Origin of the sequence: Roseovarius salincola (assembly GCF_026891095.1) — a bacterium.
Taxonomy (GTDB): Bacteria; Pseudomonadota; Alphaproteobacteria; order Rhodobacterales; family Rhodobacteraceae; genus Roseovarius; species Roseovarius salincola.
Genome location: NZ_JAPTNL010000027.1, coordinates 1 through 17,502 on the forward strand (window position 1 = coordinate 1; position 17,502 = coordinate 17,502).

Here is a 17,502-nt window from a genome sequence, read left to right on the forward strand (position 1 = left end):
TTGTCATCGGTCGTTGAACAACCGCAGACTACGAAGAAGCGCGGTGGCCGCCAGCCCCAAACGCGCGCGGACTCTTACACCACCTCCCGGGGCACTACCTAGCCCATGACCAGTAGACCCGAATGCAGCTCATCGATCGAGTCCGAATTCGCACTCGAGCTTGCGCGCTCGACCGCACGCAGTCTGTTCGACACGAAATGGAACGTGAATGTTGAAGTGTGCCATGTTCCGGGTGAGTTCGATGATGAAGATGACGATTACATCGAAACCTTGCCCGAGGATGTGACAAAGCCGGCATCCAAACGATCCTGGGAGGTTCCGGAAACGCCACTGGCCGTGTCGATGACCGAAGCCGAGATCGCGGCGGCGGTCAAAGCGTGCCAGGACCCCTGGTCGCAATCCTCGGATCCACAAGGTCGCGCGCGCCGTGACGGTGACCCGCCGCCCTCCTTGATCGCGACAGCGTTGGCCGCAGCCGAGATCGTGCAGAGCGAGCCCCATCTGCACAGTCTCTTTGAGCCGGGCCATGTGACGAATGTCGTTTGCCCTGCCGGGCCGTTCCTCTGGGGGCTGGACCAGATCCTGCCGATCGTGATCGGGCATTGGGAAAGTCAGCTGCCGTCGCAGGACATGGCGGACCTGCATCGGATTGTCGAGGATGAGACGGTCCCACGCAGGAACCCGCGGCGAAAACGGGGCATGTTGGATACCCGCGTCGAGCGCAGTCTGGCGCAGGGCGCGTCGGTCGTGCTGGTGACCACCGGTGAAGTTCAATTGTCCGAGGCCCTGAACGCGCTGTTCACGCGAAAATGCGCATGGCCGGGTCTCACGCCTCAGATCGTCCTTGAAACCCTGCGCCTGACCCACAGCACCACTGGCCAACTGGCGGAGACGGAGATCCGCAAGCGCCTGCCTGATCCGGACCTCTTGAAAGCATTCGGCCCCGGCCAGATCGATGCAGCCTTCGCGGCGCCGACAACACTCCTGGTGGCGGATCGGCTTGCCCAGATCGCCGGGAAACTGACATCTTCGGTGCCGAAGCTGACGCTTGATGCCGTGCATGGCCTGGGAGGCGTGCGTCAATCACTGGATCGAATGCTGAACGACCTGCGACTTTGGCGCGATGGCGCGCTGGCATGGACAGACGTGGCGGCGAGCGCCGTGTTGCATGGCCCGCCCGGGACCGGCAAGACGACATTGGCCAAGGCCTTCGCAGGCTCAGCAGGGCTTCCGATCATCACCACGTCATACTCGGATTGCCAGAAACACGGGCACCAAGGCGATATGCTGGCGGCGCTCGATCAAGCGTTCGCGGAGGCAAAGCAGGCGGCACCGGCCGTGCTGTTCATTAATGAGCTCGACAGTTTTTCCCAGAGAGAGGCGCCGCATCAAAACGCGAGCTATCTGCGCGGCGTCGTCAATGGACTGCTCGAACAGATCAACCGAGCCAAGGATGTCGATGGGTTGTTTCTGTTTGGCGCGACCAATCATCTCGGGACGGTCGATCCAGCGGTCATTCGCAGTGGGCGTTTCGATTTGAGGCTCCCTGTGCCGTACCCTAACAAGGCCGGGCTCGAAGCAATCTTGAAGGCGAAGCTCGGATCGGAGATTGTTGAAACTGTCGATGTCGGTTCAATCGCGGATCGCCTGATCGGACTGTCCGGCGCCGATTCCGAGGCGCTCGCGCGGGATGCCCTCGGACGGGCCAGAGCCGATAGCGTGCTGGTAAACCAATCGCATCTCGAAATGGCGGCAGATCAGATCGCGCCGCGGTTAGACGAAGAAACGCTCTGGCGGGCGGCGCTTCACGAAGCCGGGCATGTCGTGGTCATGATGCAACTCGGTTGGCCAGTCCCACATCGGGTCTGTCTTACCGCGAATGGAGGGCAGGTGGAGCATAGGCCCGTTAAATCCCTGACGCTGAAGACTGCGCGCGAGCAATTGTGCATCCTGCTTGCAGGTCGCGCTGCGGAGATCTGTGTGTTCGGGGCACCGAGTTCCGGGGCGGGTCTGGGAGAGCAGAGCGATCTTGCACAAGCGACTTCACTGGCCCATGGGATGGAGAACCAGTGGGCGCTTGGTGAAAGTGGCCTGATCCACGATCCCAGACGAACATGTGATCCATGGCTGCAAACCATTCCCGAACATTTTTGCCATCCTTTTCGAACTTGCGGATTGCGAGATAGATCAGCTTGGTCGCGGCCTCGTCGGTCGGGAAGGAACCGCGCGTCTTGATGGCTTGCGGATCACGCGGTTCAAGCTTTCTATGGCATTGGTCGTGTAGATGATCTTGCGGATCGCCGGATCGAAGCCGAAGAATGGGATCACCTCGGCCCATGCCCTGCGCCAGGCCGGGGCGATGGAGGCGTATTTCCCGGCCCATTTTTCCTCGAAGGCATCGAGTTCAGCCTCGGCCATTTCGGCGGTCGCGGCGCTGATATTATTGAAAAGTAATCGCAATGTTGCGATCCTGCCGGGGTCGCCAAACCTGCCTGAGAAATATGGCTTGTCTACAGGCTGTAGTGCAGAAGCTTGCAGAAAGGCCCGAGAGATCTCGCGACGAATCCGGCGAGAATGGCCGAGTTCCCGTTCAAGACCCGCACATAGTTCGCACGTCTGTGCGCCTTTTCAGGCCCTGTCATGAGCTGGCGCATCGCGAACGAATGCGCCCTGCGCAAGCAGATCATCGTGTTCCTGGCGGACAAGGCGAGCGATGACGGTTCGGGTATCTGGTGCCGCGAGGGGCGATCCAGCGGCACACCGGGTTGGGAGACACCACGATCAAGCGACCGATCCGGGCGTTCCCGAAGGTGGGCATTCTGATCGAAACCGGGGGGTGTGGGTGCAAGAGCGGATTCACAGTCGTTTAACGGATCGATCCGGTGAATATCGAAGCGCCGGACCTGACCGCCGGGCCGGATATGGAGACGGGGCCACAGTGGACCCCAAACCATCCATAATTCATTCATAAACCTCCGACGCGCGAGCGCGGGGCGGGCGGTGGAGGCCGGGACAGAGGTTGAGGACGTGTTGCAGGCGGTCCAGGCCTTTGCCACCGGCGGCGCAGGCTTCACAGGGTCCAAGGACTGCTTTTGATTTCCTTTACCCCGCACAGTCCTGCACGGCTCGCCACTGATCCGGAGAACCGGCGAAGCGGAATGGCGTTCGAGGGCGTGGCTGGGGCCTGTGATTCAGGCGGCAGCGAGCTGGACCTTGAGCGCGCCGAGCCCTTCGATCTGCCCGGCGATGCTCAGCCCCGGTCTGAACCAGGGCAACCCGTTGAGCGAGCCCGTGATCACCACCTGCCCCGGCTGCCAGCCGCCGCAATGCGTGCCGATGGCGAGGGCGAACCTGCGCAGCGTTTCAAAGGCGTCGCCACCGGGAACCTTTGCGGCGCCGTCCAGCAGCAGCTCGCTTCCGGCTTGAAGCCGCCCTTTGGCGCGGGTCACGTCCTGCGCCCGCCAGTCGCGCAGGGAATCGCCCAGAACCACGGCACCGTTGATCTGGTTGTCAGCCATTTTCAACAAGGGATCGGCCGCGACCGGATCGGCGATGCGCGCGCGCACCAACTCGATCGCGGGCAAGAGTTCCACCGCCGCGCGCAGGCGGGTGTCAAAATCAGGACTTGCCGTATCAGGCAGGGGTTCGAGCAGGCGAAAGGCGTATTCCATCTCGATCCCCACCGCTTCCTGCGCCGGGATCGAAAGGGTTACGGGGCTGTCGTGAATATCGCAGGAGTAGATCGGCGCGATCACGATGGGCGCGCCGGGCAGGCAAGCCACCTTGAAGCCTCCCACCGGGCCGAAAGACGCGGCCAGCCGCTCCTGCACCTCAAACGCCGCCTCGCGGGTCAGTCCCGCCGCGGCGCTGTTTGGTACCTTGGCGCCGCCACGGCGGGCCTGCGCGAGCAATCGGGCCAGTGCCTCGGGCATGATGACTCCTGTTCGTGACCTTTCTCAGGCGGCGATCACCGCGCCCGCCGCGATCATCGCTTCGATCGTCGCGCTGTCATAGCCCGCCTCGTCCAGAACGTCACGGCTGTGCTGACCCAGAACCGGGGCGGGGCCATCGATGCTGGCAGGTGTCTCACTGAACTTGACGGGGTGCCCGAGGGTCTTGACCGCACCGGCAGTGGGATGATCGAGCGACACGATCATGTCGCGCGCCAACGCCTGCGGATCGGCCTGCATCTCCATGATACTGAGAACGGGGCCTGCGGGCAGGCCGGCGCGCTCCATCCGGTCCAGCCATGTGGCGGTGGTTTCGCCCGCCAGCTTTTCGTTCAGGATGCGCTCCAGTTCGGGCAGGTGCTGCATGCGGTCGTGATTGCTGGCAAAGCGGGGATCCTCCCCCAGTTCCGGCGCGCCGATCACATCGAGGAAACGATCCCAGTTGCGCTGGTTGGCGGCGCCGACATTGATCCAGCCATCGGATGTGCGAAACGACTGGTAGGGCGCATTCAAAGGATGCGCCGAGCCAAGCGGCCCCGGCGACGCGCCCGTGGCGAAGGCGATCGCGGATTGCCAATAGGTCTGGGTGATCGCCGCCTCGAACAGTGAGGTATCGACCTTCTGGCCCTCGCCCGTCTGAAGCATCCGCGCATAGGCTGCCGAAACGCCCATGGCGCCGATGATCCCGGCAGTGATGTCGGAAATCGGCGCGCCCGGTTTCACCGGTGGGCGGCCTGGCCCCTCGCCCGTGATCGACATCAGCCCGGACATGCCCTGTGCGATCAGGTCGAACCCGCCGCGCTGCGCATAGGGCCCGGTGCGCCCGAAGCCCGAAATCTCGCAATAGATCAGGCGCGGGTTGATCTGGCGCAGCTCCTCATACCCAAGTCCAAGCCGCTCCATCGTGCCCATGCGGTAGTTCTCGATCACGACATCCGCGGTTTCCAGAAGCCGCCTGAGAGCGGTGACAGCATCAGCCTGCTTGAGGTTGAGCGCGATGCCCCGCTTGTTGCGGTTCATCATCATGTAGGCGGCGGATTCGCCATTGATCGCAGGCGGCACGAAACGGCGGCTGTCGTCGCCGTCGGGCTTTTCCACCTTGATCACGTCGGCGCCCATATCGGCCAGCATCAGCCCACAGACCGGCCCGGCCATGATGTGTGCGAGTTCGACAACCTTCATTCCGGCAAGCGGGCCGGTGGCGTTGCGCGGGCTCACTTCCCCGTCCATTGTGGCTTCTCCTTGGCAAGAAACGCTTCCAGCCCATGGCGGAAATCGTTGCTCATGTAACATAGCTCGATCAGGTCGGAATCCTGCGCCCGGGCGGCCGCCTGATTGCGCCGCATCGCCTCCTTGGTGGCGCGCAGCGTCAGGGGCGCCATCTTCGCCAGATGCGCGGTCAGTGCCGCGGCGCGATCCATCAGCGCGGCCTCATCGGGCAGAATCTCTGTGACAAGCCCGCTGGTCTGCGCCTCTTCTGCCTCCAACAGGCGGGCGGTGAAGATCATCTCGCGCACGCGGCCCGCCCCCATCAAGGCGCTGAGCCGCGCAAGATTTGCCGCCGCCAGACAATTGCCCAGGGTGCGCGCGATCGGGAAGCCGAATTTCAGGCTGGCGCTGGCGATCCGCAGATCGCAAGCCGCCGCGATTGCCGCGCCGCCGCCGGTGCAGGCGCCGTTGATGGCGGCGACGGTCGGCACCGGGCAGCGTTCGACCGCATCGAGAACCGCATCAATCCGCGCCTCGTAATCCAGTGCGTCCTGTGCGGTGTCAAAGGCGCGAAACTGGGTCATGTCGGTGCCCGCGGCAAAGGCCTTGCCCCCGGCGCCCGACAGCACGATGGCGCGCACACTGCCGTCGTCTGGCACATTGCGGCACAGGTCGGCCAGCGCCTCGTACATGGCGAAGGTCAGCGCGTTGCGGGCCTGCGGGCGGTTGAACGTGATCCAGAGCGTCTGCCCGCTCGTTTCATGCGTCAGTTCGTTCATCGGGACCTCATCTGTAGAAATACTCGACCAGGAACAGCGGCACCGAGGGCACATAGGTGCACAGCATGAGCACGGCCAGAAGGACCGCGACGAACCATACATTGACCTTCGAGACCTCCCAGATATTGGCGCGCGCCACGGCACATGACGTGATCAGCACCGACGCCACCGGCGGGGTCTGCTGCCCGATCGCAAGGTTCAGGGTCACCACCAGTCCGAAATGCACCGGGTCGATGCCCGCCGCATTGATCAGCGGAATCACGATGGGAACGACCAGGATGATCGCCGCCGCCGAATGCAGGAAGAATCCGATGATCAGGAAGAAGAAGTTCAGTATCAGCAGGATCATCCATTGCTCGGACGTGATCGAAAGGATTCCTTGCGCCAGCTCCTGGGGAATCTGCGCGCGCGTCAGGAAGCCGCCCATCAGGACCGATGCCGCCACCAGCAGCATCACGATGGCCGTCTGCATGCCGCCATCCAGCATGGCCCGGCGCAGATGCTTGAGGTCGATCTCGCGATACCAGGCCGATACGACGATCGCCGCGATCACCGCAAGGCCCGCAGCCTCGGTAGCGGTGACGAATCCGCCGAAGATACCGCCAAGGATAATGACCGGCAGCGTGAACGCCGGCAGCGCATCCATGAAGGTTTCCCGCAGATGCGGGATGTTGAACGCCTCTTCGGTCGGCAGGTTGTAGCGGCGCGCAAAGATGTAGGCGACGGCCATCAGTCCGGCGGCCCCCAAAAGGCCCGGCACGACACCGGCGACAAAAAGCTGCTCCACAGATGTGTTGGCCGAAGCGGCATAGAGGATCATCGGAATCGAAGGTGGGATGATGATCGCAAGCGAGGCCGAGGACGAGGTGACCGCGGCCGACAGCTCCTTGGAGTAGCCGCGCTTTTTCATCTGCGGAATGAGGATTGAGCCCATGGCCGCCACATCCGCCACCGCCGAGCCCGAGATTTCGGCGAAGAACAGCGAGACGCCGATATTCACCATCGCCAGCCCGCCCCGGATAAATCCGATCAATGCGGAGACAAAATTGATCAGCCGGTCCGTGACGCCACCGGCATTCATGATCGCGCCGGCCAGAACGAACATCGGAATGGCGATCAGGGAAAATTTCGTCGAGCCGTCATACATGTCCAACGCGATCGTCACGAGGCTCGACGTTCCCTCGGTCGCGAGAAGGCCAAAGACACCTGCCAGCGCCAGGGCAACAGCGATCGGCACGTTGATACAGATCATGGCCACGAGGGCCAGGAAAATAACCAGCATAAGCATCAGACGCGACCCTCGTTCTTGTTAAGCTCAACCTCGACCTCTTCCTCGATCTCGGCGTGTTCCAGCGATATGCCGCGACGGGTCTTGGACCAGTAGTCGGGCAGGCTCAGCAATTGGCAGATGATGAACAGGATGGCGCCGACGGGAATGACCGATTGCGTCAGTTGCACCGGCACCCAGGTCAGCGACACCAGCCGGTCGCCCGCCAGCACCTCAAGCACCTGGAAGCCGGCCCGCGCCATCAGCACGAAGAAGATCAGCACCAGAAGCTCCCCGACCAACACCGCGCCCAGGCGGAACCTGGGCGGCAGGGCCAGAAGAACCGAGTCAAACCCGATATGGCGGCGATGCAGGGCCGCGAGCGCCGAACCGTAATAGGTGATCCAGGCCAGCATGATCGCGGCGATTTCGTCATACCAGGAAAAGCTCTGCCCCATCAGGCGGGCGAGAACGGCGACAATCACAATCAGGGTCAGGATGACCATCAGAAGGATCGTTATACTTTCCAGAATCCGGCTGACGAACTGATTGATGCGATACAAAACGGACATGTTTGCTTTCTTCTCGCAGATGACCCGCCGTCGCCGCTTGTAGCACAAGTGGCAGTTGGCGCCGGGAAACGGGGTCGTGAGACAATGATATCCGGCGGCCCGTCAGACAGGCCGCCGGAAACGGGTCGCCGGATCAGCCCGACTGGGCCAGACCCATTACCTCATCGATCATTTCCTGGGCGCCGTCGACCTCGGCGGCGAAACCGTCGTAGATCGGCTTGGACGCCTCGATGAACGCCGCCTTGTCGGCCTCGTTCACTTCGACACCTGCCTCCTTGATCACGCCCAGAAGCTCCTCTTCCAGTTGCGCCGCCTTCTCATAGGTGAAATCCTGGGTCGAGTTCGCGCAATCGGTCAGCACCGTCTGGACATCTTCGGGGTGGCTCGAGAATGTCTTGTCCGAGGCCAGGATATAGGCCGGGGTATAAACGTGCCCTGTGATCGAAAGGTATTTCTGCACCTCCTGGAACTTGGCAGAGGCAATCTGCGCATAGGGGTTTTCCTGCCCGTCGATCACACCGGTCTGCAACGCGGTGAACACGTCGGAGAAGGCCATCGGCGTCGGATTCGCTCCGTATTGCTTGAACATCTTCACCCGCCACGCGCCATTGGGCGTGCGCAGTTTGACGCCATCCAGATCCTCAGGTGTGTTGATCGGGCGCACGTTGTTGGTGATGTGTCGAAAGCCGTTCTCGGCAAGCCCGACGATATAGTAACCGCTCTCCTGCGCCGCCGACTGGAAAGTGTCCATCATGGCATCCTGCACGCGGCGCATGTGCTCACGGTCCTGGATGATATAGGGCATCTCGAAGATACCAAACACGTCGTCCACCGACGACATCACCGAGGACGGCAGCGCGAAATCGACCTGGCCCAGTTTGAGCTTCTGCAGAAGCTCCTTGTCCTTGCCAAGCTGTGACGAGCCGAAGGTCTGCACTTCGATCTTGCCGTCCGAAGCACTGCCAACGCATTCAGCGAAATTGTTGACGCTGGCCTCGAACAGAGAGCCGGGCGCGCCGACATGGCCGAATTTCATCGTGATGTCGGCCGCCATCGCTGGCGCGCCCATCAGTGCGGCAACGGTTGTTGCGATAAGAGTCTTTTTCATTGGATCCTCCCTTGGTTTTCGATCAATGCGCGGACGATGTCGCCGAAGCTTTCAGTCTTCTTGTCCATCTCGTCCACACGGTTCGTTCCTGGTCTTCGGGGCATCCGCTTCACCCCGCTTGCGCAGCGGCCGGCCTCCTCCTGCCGCCCGATGCATGGGTTCTTCGCCTTCAGGCTGCGGCGCGGGCGCTGTCGAACTTGCGCCCCAGCACCTCCATCGCCGCCTGCACACCCCCGGCCTTGTGCGGCACGGCCGCATCGCGCAGGCCCATTTCCACCCCGGACAGGGTGCCGCACAACATCAGGTCATTGAAGTCGCCCAGATGGCCGATACGGAACACCCGGTCGGCGATCTTGGACAGGCCGTTGCCCAGCGACATGTCGTAATTGCGCAAGGTCACTGCCCGGAAATTGTCGGCCGAATGGCCTTCGGGCATCATCACCGCCGTCAGCACGGGCGAGCGATGCTCGGGAACCTTGCACAGCACCTCAAGCCCCCAAGCTTCGACTGCGGCGCGCGCCGCCTCGCCATGGCGCTTGTGTCGCGCGAACACGTTCTCGAGGCCCTCTTCACGCAACAGCATGTCGAGCGCCTCGTTCAGCCCGTATAGAAGGTTGGTCGCCGGGGTGTAGGGGAAATAGCCGGTCTCGTTGGGGCCTTCCATCTCGTCCCAGCTCCAGTAGGAACGCTTCAACCTGGCCGTCTCGGACGCCTTGATCGCCTTCTCGCTGATCGCGTTGAACGACAGGCCAGGCGGCAACATCAGCCCCTTCTGAGACCCCGAAACCGTGACATCGACACCCCATTCATCATGGCGGAAATCGACCGACGCCAGCGACGAGATCGTATCGACCATCAACAACGCGGGATGCTTGGCGGCATCCATGGCGCGGCGCACCTCGTGAATCGGAGACACCGCCCCGGTCGAGGTTTCGTTATGGACCACACAGACCGCCTTGATCTCGTGGCTGGAATCCTCGCGCAGGCGGGCTTCTATCGCATCCGCATCAGCACCACTGCGCCAATCGCCTTCGATGAAGACCGGGTTCAGGCCCAGCTTTTCGGCCAGTCCCTTCCAGAGCGTCGCGAAATGGCCGGTCTCGAACATCAGCACGCTGTCGCCGGGCGACAGGGTGTTGACCAGTGCCGCCTCCCAGGCGCCGGTGCCAGACGAGGGATAGATCACCACCCGCGATTCGGTCTTGAAGATGGCTTTCATCCCTTCAAGCGCCTTGCGGCCCACATCGGCAAAGGCCGGTCCACGGTGGTCCATTGTGGGATAGTCCATCGCGCGAAGGATGCGGTCAGGGACATTGGAAGGCCCCGGGATCTGCAGAAAGTGGCGGCCGGCGGTCATGATCTCTCTCCCACAATAGCGCTGCACCCGCGATGAAGGGGTGCGTGAATCTGGTTGAATTGAATTCTGAATTCAATATTCTGTCAATACGTCATTGAAATATTTTTACGAGGACGGGCCGAATGTTGAAAGAAAAGACCCGGAGCAGACTGGCGCGCGAGATCGACGGAGAGGTCAGGCTGGACGCGTTTTCGCGCGGGCGCTACGCCACCGATGCCTCGATCTATCAGATCATGCCGGCGGGCGTGGTCATTGCGAAATCCACCGATGATGTGGCGGCGGCCCTTGATGCCTCTCGAGAAGCCGGCCTGCCATTGACGATGCGCGGTGGCGGCACCTCGCAATGCGGACAGACGGTCAATTCGGGTCTGATCGTCGATTGCTCGAAACACCTCAACCAAATCCTGGAGCTGGACGTGGAGGGCCGCCGCGCCGTCGTCGAACCGGGAATCGTGCTCGACGATCTGAACCGGCAGCTCAAACCGCATGGCCTGTGGTTTCCGGTCGATGTCTCGACCGCGTCGCGCGCCACCATCGGGGGCATGGTCGGTAACAATTCCTGCGGGTCGCACTCGCTGCGCTATGGCACCACGCGCGACAATGTCGAGCGGATCGAAGGGCTGCTGGCTGATGGCACAGCCTTTGACTTCGGCCCCGGCAGCGGCAATCGCGTGCCGGAACCGCTGCTGCGCCAGATGCTTGACCTTGGCGCCCGCGAGGCGGACGAGATCGAAGCGCGCTTCCCGAAGGTGCAGCGTCGAGTGGGCGGCTACAATATCGACGCGCTGGTGCCCGACGCCGCACCGATCAACCTTGCACATCTGCTGATTGGCTCGGAAGGTACGCTGGGGCTGTCCACCGCAATCGAGATACGCCTCTCGCCCCTGCCCTCGAAGACCCGCGTGCTTGGCGTGTGTCATTTCCCCACCTTCCGCGCCGCGATGGAGGCCGCAAAGCCGCTTGTCGGGCTGGGACCGACATCGGTCGAACTGGTGGACAAGACGATGATCGGACTGGCGCGCTCGATCCCGATTTACGCCAAGACACTGGAGGAATTCGTGCGCGGCCAGCCCGCCGCCATGCTGTTCGTCGAGTTCGCCGATACACCGCCGGAAAACGAGGAGAACATGCGCCGCCTTGCCGACACGATGGCCGACCTTGGCTACGGCTTCGGCAAGGAGGGCGAACAGGAAGGCGGGGTCGTCGAAGTCTGGGACATGGCCCTTGCCGCCGATATCGGCGAACTGCGCAAGGCCGGGCTCAATATCATGATGTCGATGAAGGAAGAGGGCAAGCCCGTCTCCTTTGTCGAGGATTGCGCCGTCCCGCTGGAACATCTCGCCGATTATACCGACCGCTTGACCGAGGTGTTCCACAGCCACGGCACTGAAGGCACCTGGTACGCGCATGCCTCGGAAGGGTGCCTGCATGTCCGACCGGTCCTGAACCTCAAGCTGGACAAGGACGTGCGTGCCATGCGCGAAATCGCGGATGCTGCCTTTGAGATGGTGCGCGACTACAAGGGTTCGCATTCAGGCGAGCATGGCGACGGCATCGTGCGTTCGGAGTTTCACGGCAAGATGTTCGGGCCGCGCATCCTTGCGGCCTTTGAGGAGGTCAAGACCGCCTTCGATCCCGACAGCCGCCTCAATCCGGGCAAGATCGTCCATGCACCGAAGATGGATGACCGCAGCCTGATGCGTTATCCCCCGGACTATGATTTTGCCGACCTTGAGAGCGGCCATGACTGGTCTGCCTGGCCCGGCAAGGGCGGCGGCTTTCAGGGCGCTATCGAGATGTGCAACAACAATGGCGCCTGTCGCAAACTGCAAGGCGGCGTGATGTGCCCCAGCTATCGTGTCACGCGCGACGAGCGCGACGTGACGCGCGGGCGCGCCAACACCCTGCGTCTGGCCCTGTCGGGACGCCTTGGGAAAGATGCGCTCTATTCCGACGAGATGGCCGAAACGATGAAGCTCTGCGTCAGTTGCAAGGCCTGCAAGCGCGAATGCCCGACCGGGGTGGACATGGCGAAAATGAAGACCGAGGTGCTTTATCAGCGCGGTCAGAAGCTGGGTTACGGGCTGCGCGAACGGCTGATCGCCGAAATGCCGCGCTATGCGCGGGTGGCGGTGGCGCTGCGCGGGCTGGTGGCGCTGCGCAACAAGGTGCCGCTGCTGGCGGCCTTGGGAGAGCGCATCACCGGCCTGGCGCGCCAACGCAGCCTGCCGGGTTTTCGCGCCGATTTCTTCCGCGATTCGGAAGTCGGGCAAGCGAAAGGCAGGGGCGGGGCAGGCAAGGTCGTGCTGTTCACCGATACGTTCAACCGCTGGATGGAGCCCGGGATTCCGCGCGCCGCGCTAAGGGTGCTTGAACGCGCCGGGTACGAGGTGATCACCGCCCAAAGCCCCGGTCGTCGCCCGCTGTGCTGTGGGCGCACCTATCTGGCTGCGGGCATGATCGACCGCGCCCGCGACGAGGCCCGCCGCACGCTGACGGCGCTCTTGCCGCATGTCCGCGCGGGCACGCCGATCATCGGCCTCGAACCTTCCTGCCTGCTGACCTTGCGTGACGAATTCCTGACGCTGCTTCCCGGCGCAGATGCCAGGGCGCTTTCCGAAAACGCGATGCTGTTCGAGGAATTCATCGCACGCGAGGCACGGGCGGGTCGTTTTGACCTGCCGATGACCGCATCTGCCGGGGCCGCGCATGTCCATGGCCACTGCCACCAGAAGGCCGCTGGCGTGATGAGCGATATGGATCATTCCCTGGGGTTGGTGCCGGGGCTGGAGGCGGCCAGCATAGAAAGCAGTTGCTGCGGAATGGCCGGCGCCTTCGGCTATGGTGCCGAGACCTATGACGTGTCTGTCAAGATGGGCGAGCTATCCCTGCTGCCAGCCGTCCGCAAGGCCGCGCCCGATGACCTGATCGTGGCCAATGGCACCTCTTGCCGCCACCAGATCGCGGATGGCACGGGCCGCCGCGCCTTGCATATTGCGGAAGTTTTCGACAGAGCGTCCGAAAATGCGCTAGAACGGGGGCAAGACAGTGTTTAAGGACCATCAAACGCCCCAAATGAGCCAGTTGAAGCCAGATCCGATCGGGCGCACAGCCCTTGCCGTGGAAATCACGAACAGGCTGCGCCAGATGATCCTGGAGGGTCAGTTGCAGCCGGGTGAGAAGATCAATGAGAAGCTGCTGACCAGCCAGTTCGGTGTGTCTCGAACGCCGCTGCGCGAGGCGCTCAAAGTCCTGGCCGCCGAGGGACTTCTTGAATTGATCCCGCATCGCGGCGCGGTCATCACCCGTCAGAGCGAAGCCGAACTGGCCGAGGTCTTTCAGGTCCTCGCCGCGCTCGAGGCGCTGGCCGGAGAACTGGCGGCGCTGAACGCAAGCGACGCCGAGATCGCCCGGATCACGACCATGACCGAAGAGCTGCGCCGCTCCTACGCGGAAACCGACCGGCCCACGTATTTCCGTATCAATCAGGCGATCCACAAGGCGATCCTGCAAGCCGCGAAAAACGAAAGCCTCGCCAAGTCGCATGAATTGCTGGCCTACCGCGTTCAGCGCGCCCGGTATCAGGCGAACCTGACCCCCGAACGCTGGCGTGCCGCGGTGGAGGAACACGAGGCCATTGCCAAGGCCCTTTGTGCGCGCGATGCCGCGACCTGCGCCTCACTCATGAAAAGCCATCTGCTCAGGAAATTCGCTTCGATATCGGTGCAATAGGGCTGGATTGGCCGCGATGTCAGGCGTTCCAGCGCACCTCGCCAAGCCCGCTGATATCATACCCTGCCAGATGGGCCGCATGCGTGGCAAAGCTCTGGTCGCGGCAAAATTCCATAAGGCGCTGCATCGGCGGCTCGAACCAGGCGCGGCGATCAACAAGAAGATCGAATTCCTCTTCGATGACGGGCACGAAAGGCAGATTGTGCTGACGCGCGAGGGATTCCAGCCCGAAGGCCGCATCGCCCCGTCCATCCGCAACGGCAAGCACGGCATCGGTCTCGCTTGGGGCGGTCTCGGTCATCTTCACCGCTGACAGGTCAAGCCCGGCATCCGCCGCCAGCTTCGTGAAGAGTATCTGTGTTCCGGTCTCGGCCTGCCGGGGCACAAGGCGGCGTCCGGCCAGGTCGCTTATCGCGCGCAGCTCGCCGTCCAGCTCGGAACGCAGCACAAGCCCGCGCACGCGCTTTGCCCAGGATACCAGCACGGCATCCTGATCCGCGCATCGCGCCGTCACATGCGATCGGTTCCAGGTCCCGGACCCCGGATCGAACACATGCAGCCCCGCCGCCACGCCTTCGCCTGTGCGAAATCGTTCGACCCCATCGAGACTGCCTTCGAAGAACGAGGCAAGGCCGCTGCGCGACTGGCGTATCGCCCATTCCAGCAGCGGATCGTGACTGCCAAGGCAGATCGCAGGGCGCGTCACATTCGACACGGGCGCGCCGCCTGAACTGGCCTGTGCGATCCATGCCTCGACCTGTTGACGGGGAAACAGCAGCTTGCCGGTCGCCCGCGACACCGGCACATCGCCCGAAGCCGCCAGGTCATAGACCTTGCGTTCCTTGATGCGCAAAAGCGCGGCCAGTTCGCGCACGGTCAGGTATTCGGGCAAGGGCGGATCGGGGTGATCGGTCATCAGGTTCTCCACCGCGGATCATCCCCCAGGATGACCAGACCGACAAGTCCCGGCGCGGTCTTTGCTGTTATGGGATGCGCTTTATTTCGCGTTCGGAAAGAAGAGCTTTTGCCCTTCCACCTCATAGGCGCTGATCGCCGCCTGCCCGGTGTCCGAGAGCATCCAGTCAACAAAGCTTTGACCCGCCTCGACATTCACGTTTTCGCATTGTTCAGGATTGACCAAGATGATGCCATACTGATTGAACAGATCCTCGTCGCCCTCGACCAGAATCTCGAAATCGTCCTTGTTGCCAAAGCTGATCCATGTCGCCCGGTCCGTCATCGCATACGCATCCATCCCCACAGCTGCATTGAGCGTCGCGCCCATGCCCGAGCCGGTTTCCCGATACCATTCACCCGAGCCGGATGCGGGATCGACATCGGTATCGCCCCAAAGACTCATCTCTTTCTTGTGGGTTCCGGAATCATCACCGCGCGAGGCAAACATCGCACCCGCGCCCGCAATCTTCTCAAGACCGCCCTGCGCATCGGTCATGCCCCTCACACCAGCGGGGTCCTCAAGAGGGCCGACAATCACGAAATCATTATACATCAGGTCGAAACGCTCGACGCCCATGCCGTCGGCGATGAACGTCTCTTCGGCGGGTTTGGCATGAACCAGCAGCACGTCACCGTCGCAATTGCGGGCGTTCTTGATCGCCTGGCCGGTGCCGACGGCAACGACATTCACCTGTATCCCGGTTTCATCGGTAAAGATCGGCAGCAGGTCATCGTAGAGACCCGAATTCGCCGTCGAGGTCGTGGATTGAACGATGATGGATTGATCCTGCGCCGCGACGCTTGCGACGCCAAGCGCCAGGGCGATGGCGGCGGTCACGCCCAGTCGAATTCGGGATGCCATGTCACATATCTTCCTTTGCTTGCGAGTTGTGCTGAAGCGGATCAGACGACGATGCGGCCCTGAAGGAAGTTCCTGGCTTCCTCGGTTTCGGGCCGCGACAGGAACAGCTCCGCCGCGCCATATTCGTGCAACCTGCCCTTGTGCATGAACACGATGTCATCGGCCAGCCGTTCGGCCTGACCAAGATCATGAGTGACGAACAGGATCTTCGTACCCCGCCGCTGGGCATCCTGGACGATCTCTTCGATCTTCAGCACCGAGGCCGGATCGAGACTGGCCGTGGGTTCGTCCATCAGCATTACCTTTGGTTCGGTTGCCAGTGCCCGCGCCAGCGCAAGCCGCTGCTGCTCGCCTCCTGACAACAGCCGCGCGGGCTGGTGGGCATGTTCCAGCAGATCGACATGGGCCAGCAACGCATCGCGGCGCGACGCATCCCGGATACCGCGTGCCTTGAGAACGAAATCCACGTTCGCCGCCACCGACCGGCGCAGGACGACAGGTTTCTGGAACACCATGGATTGCGCGCGCCGCAGTTCGTTCGACAGCGGCTGACCACCCCAAGACACCTCGCCCGAACTGGGCGCGATCAGGCCGTGCAAGAGTTTGAGAAGAAGCGATTTTCCCGCACCATTCGGCCCCATGATCATGGTGATTCCGGTGGGGTCCAGCGTCAGGTTCAGATCACGCACAAGCGGCGTTCCGTCGATACTCAGGCCGAGACCGCGAAAGGTGGCGGCGCGGCAGTCACCTGTGGCTCTATCAGGTTCCGGCGCGCGCGCGCCGCCGATGCCGTTGACGGCGTCACGCATATGCATGGCGCACCGCCGTCATGCGCAAGGATTGAACCATGGCGTTCACGCCAAGCGCGATCACCATCAGCACGAGGCCAAGTCCAAGTGCCAGCGCCAGATCGCCCCTGGATGTCTCCAGCGCGATCGCGGTGGTCATGACCCGCGTGAGGTGGTCGATATTGCCACCGACGATCATCACCGCGCCCACCTCGGCCACCGCGCGGCCGAACCCTGCCAGCCCGACCGTCAGCAGGGAAAACCGCGCATCCCAGATCAATGCCGCGACCTGTTGTCGGCGCGAAAGCACGAGCGAGCGGAACTGTTCGGCATACTCGGCATGCAGATCCTCCAGCACCTGGCGCGACAGGGCCATGATGATCGGCGTGATCAGGATGGTCTGCGCGATGATCATCGCGGTCGGGGTATAGAGCAGGCCAAGAAAGCCCAGAGGCCCCGCGCGCGACAGGTGCAGATAAACGATCAGCCCGACCACCACCGGCGGCAAGCCCATCAGCGCATTGACGAGAATCAGAACCGCATTGCGCCCCCGAAACCGCGTGATCGCCACCAGCGCGCCAAGCGGCAGGCCGATCAGACAGGCGGCACCCGTCGCGGTAAGGCTGACGCGCAGGGAAAGTGAAACGATTTCAACAAGATCAGCGTCACCTGACAGCACAAGCGACAGGGCAAGTCTGAATGCCTCACCGAGATCCTGCAAAATTTCCCCCCAGCCGCACAATTGCGTAAATTATGCAAAGCCTAGCGCATTGCCCTCGGACTCCGCAAGGAGGGAACACCCGCGTCAAACGGGTATGCGTGTGGCAGCGGCCAAGGGCCTGTGCGCCTGAAAGGGGGCGTTGTGTTCGGTAGCGATCATGCCGACGCATCGATCCCGGCCATCAACCACCCCGCTCGGGC

The 17,502-nt window shown here is 62.6% G+C and carries 14 protein-coding genes and 2 pseudogenes; 4 read left to right on the forward strand and 12 right to left on the reverse strand.

From position 1 onward, the window contains the following. Window positions 1–1,095: 1,095 nt before the first annotated feature. Window positions 1,096–2,079: pseudogene (locus tag N5A93_RS18205) on the forward strand (AAA family ATPase); the annotation flags it as partial. A 28-nt stretch (window positions 2,080–2,107) separates the two neighbouring features. On the opposite strand, the pseudogene N5A93_RS18210 reads toward N5A93_RS18205, so the two are convergent. Then, window positions 2,108–2,427 (reverse strand): annotated as a pseudogene (locus N5A93_RS18210) (transposase); the annotation flags it as partial. A gap of 213 nt (window positions 2,428–2,640) precedes the next feature. Here N5A93_RS18210 and N5A93_RS18215 point away from each other — a divergent pair. Further along, a complete protein-coding gene (locus N5A93_RS18215; protein WP_268956517.1) occupies window positions 2,641–2,823 on the forward strand; it encodes a hypothetical protein in 183 nt (60 codons plus the stop codon). Between the two features lie 368 nt (window positions 2,824–3,191). Here N5A93_RS18215 and N5A93_RS18220 read toward each other — a convergent pair whose 3' ends face one another. From N5A93_RS18220 to N5A93_RS18250, 7 genes are all read right to left on the reverse strand, one after another. Continuing rightward, entirely contained in the window at window positions 3,192–3,932 is a 741-nt protein-coding gene (locus N5A93_RS18220) for a 2-keto-4-pentenoate hydratase (protein ID WP_268956518.1), read from the reverse strand. A gap of 24 nt (window positions 3,933–3,956) precedes the next feature. Further along, the gene (locus tag N5A93_RS18225) at window positions 3,957–5,180 is read right to left on the reverse strand and encodes a CaiB/BaiF CoA transferase family protein (RefSeq protein WP_268956519.1); all 1,224 of its coding nucleotides are present in this window, start codon (window positions 5,178–5,180) and stop codon (window positions 3,957–3,959) included. Then, window positions 5,165–5,938: an enoyl-CoA hydratase gene (locus N5A93_RS18230; protein WP_268956520.1), complete on the reverse strand. Its 774-nt coding sequence runs from the start codon at window positions 5,936–5,938 to the stop codon at window positions 5,165–5,167. Before N5A93_RS18230 ends, N5A93_RS18225 begins: the two co-directional genes overlap by 16 nt. A 7-nt stretch (window positions 5,939–5,945) precedes the next feature. After that, window positions 5,946–7,226: a TRAP transporter large permease gene (locus N5A93_RS18235; protein ID WP_268956521.1), complete on the reverse strand. Its 1,281-nt coding sequence runs from the start codon at window positions 7,224–7,226 to the stop codon at window positions 5,946–5,948. Continuing rightward, window positions 7,226–7,777, reverse strand: a complete 552-nt coding sequence (locus N5A93_RS18240; RefSeq protein ID WP_268956522.1) for a TRAP transporter small permease — start codon at window positions 7,775–7,777, stop codon at window positions 7,226–7,228. The genes N5A93_RS18235 and N5A93_RS18240 overlap by 1 nt, the downstream gene beginning before the upstream one ends. Window positions 7,778–7,910: 133 nt before the next feature. Further along, window positions 7,911–8,885 carry a TRAP transporter substrate-binding protein gene (locus N5A93_RS18245; RefSeq protein WP_268956523.1) on the reverse strand — a complete coding sequence of 325 codons (975 nt, stop codon included), beginning with the start codon at window positions 8,883–8,885 and terminating at the stop codon, window positions 7,911–7,913. Between the two features lie 169 nt (window positions 8,886–9,054). Continuing rightward, a complete protein-coding gene (locus N5A93_RS18250; RefSeq protein ID WP_268956524.1) occupies window positions 9,055–10,242 on the reverse strand; it encodes a pyridoxal-phosphate-dependent aminotransferase family protein in 1,188 nt (395 codons plus the stop codon). Window positions 10,243–10,364: 122 nt separating this feature from the next. Here N5A93_RS18250 and N5A93_RS18255 point away from each other — a divergent pair, with 122 nt between their 5' ends. Next, window positions 10,365–13,298 carry an FAD-binding and (Fe-S)-binding domain-containing protein gene (locus N5A93_RS18255; protein WP_268956525.1) on the forward strand — a complete coding sequence of 978 codons (2,934 nt, stop codon included), beginning with the start codon at window positions 10,365–10,367 and terminating at the stop codon, window positions 13,296–13,298. A 64-nt stretch (window positions 13,299–13,362) separates the two neighbouring features. Next, the gene (locus N5A93_RS18260) at window positions 13,363–13,974 is read left to right on the forward strand and encodes a GntR family transcriptional regulator (protein WP_268956526.1); all 612 of its coding nucleotides are present in this window, start codon (window positions 13,363–13,365) and stop codon (window positions 13,972–13,974) included. Window positions 13,975–13,993: 19 nt separating this feature from the next. Here N5A93_RS18260 and N5A93_RS18265 read toward each other — a convergent pair whose 3' ends face one another. From N5A93_RS18265 to N5A93_RS18280, 4 genes are all read right to left on the reverse strand, one after another. Continuing rightward, the gene (locus N5A93_RS18265; RefSeq protein WP_268956527.1) at window positions 13,994–14,890 is read right to left on the reverse strand and encodes a substrate-binding domain-containing protein; all 897 of its coding nucleotides are present in this window, start codon (window positions 14,888–14,890) and stop codon (window positions 13,994–13,996) included. 81 nt (window positions 14,891–14,971) lie between these two features. Further along, the gene (locus tag N5A93_RS18270; protein WP_268956528.1) at window positions 14,972–15,793 is read right to left on the reverse strand and encodes an ABC transporter substrate-binding protein; all 822 of its coding nucleotides are present in this window, start codon (window positions 15,791–15,793) and stop codon (window positions 14,972–14,974) included. Window positions 15,794–15,834: 41 nt separating this feature from the next. Then, window positions 15,835–16,608, reverse strand: coding sequence for an ATP-binding cassette domain-containing protein (locus N5A93_RS18275; protein WP_268956529.1), 774 nt, complete (start codon window positions 16,606–16,608; stop codon window positions 15,835–15,837). Then, window positions 16,595–17,302 (reverse strand): ABC transporter permease, encoded by a 708-nt coding sequence (locus N5A93_RS18280; protein WP_268956530.1) that lies wholly within the window; start codon window positions 17,300–17,302, stop codon window positions 16,595–16,597. Before N5A93_RS18280 ends, N5A93_RS18275 begins: the two co-directional genes overlap by 14 nt. Window positions 17,303–17,502 lie beyond the last annotated feature (200 nt).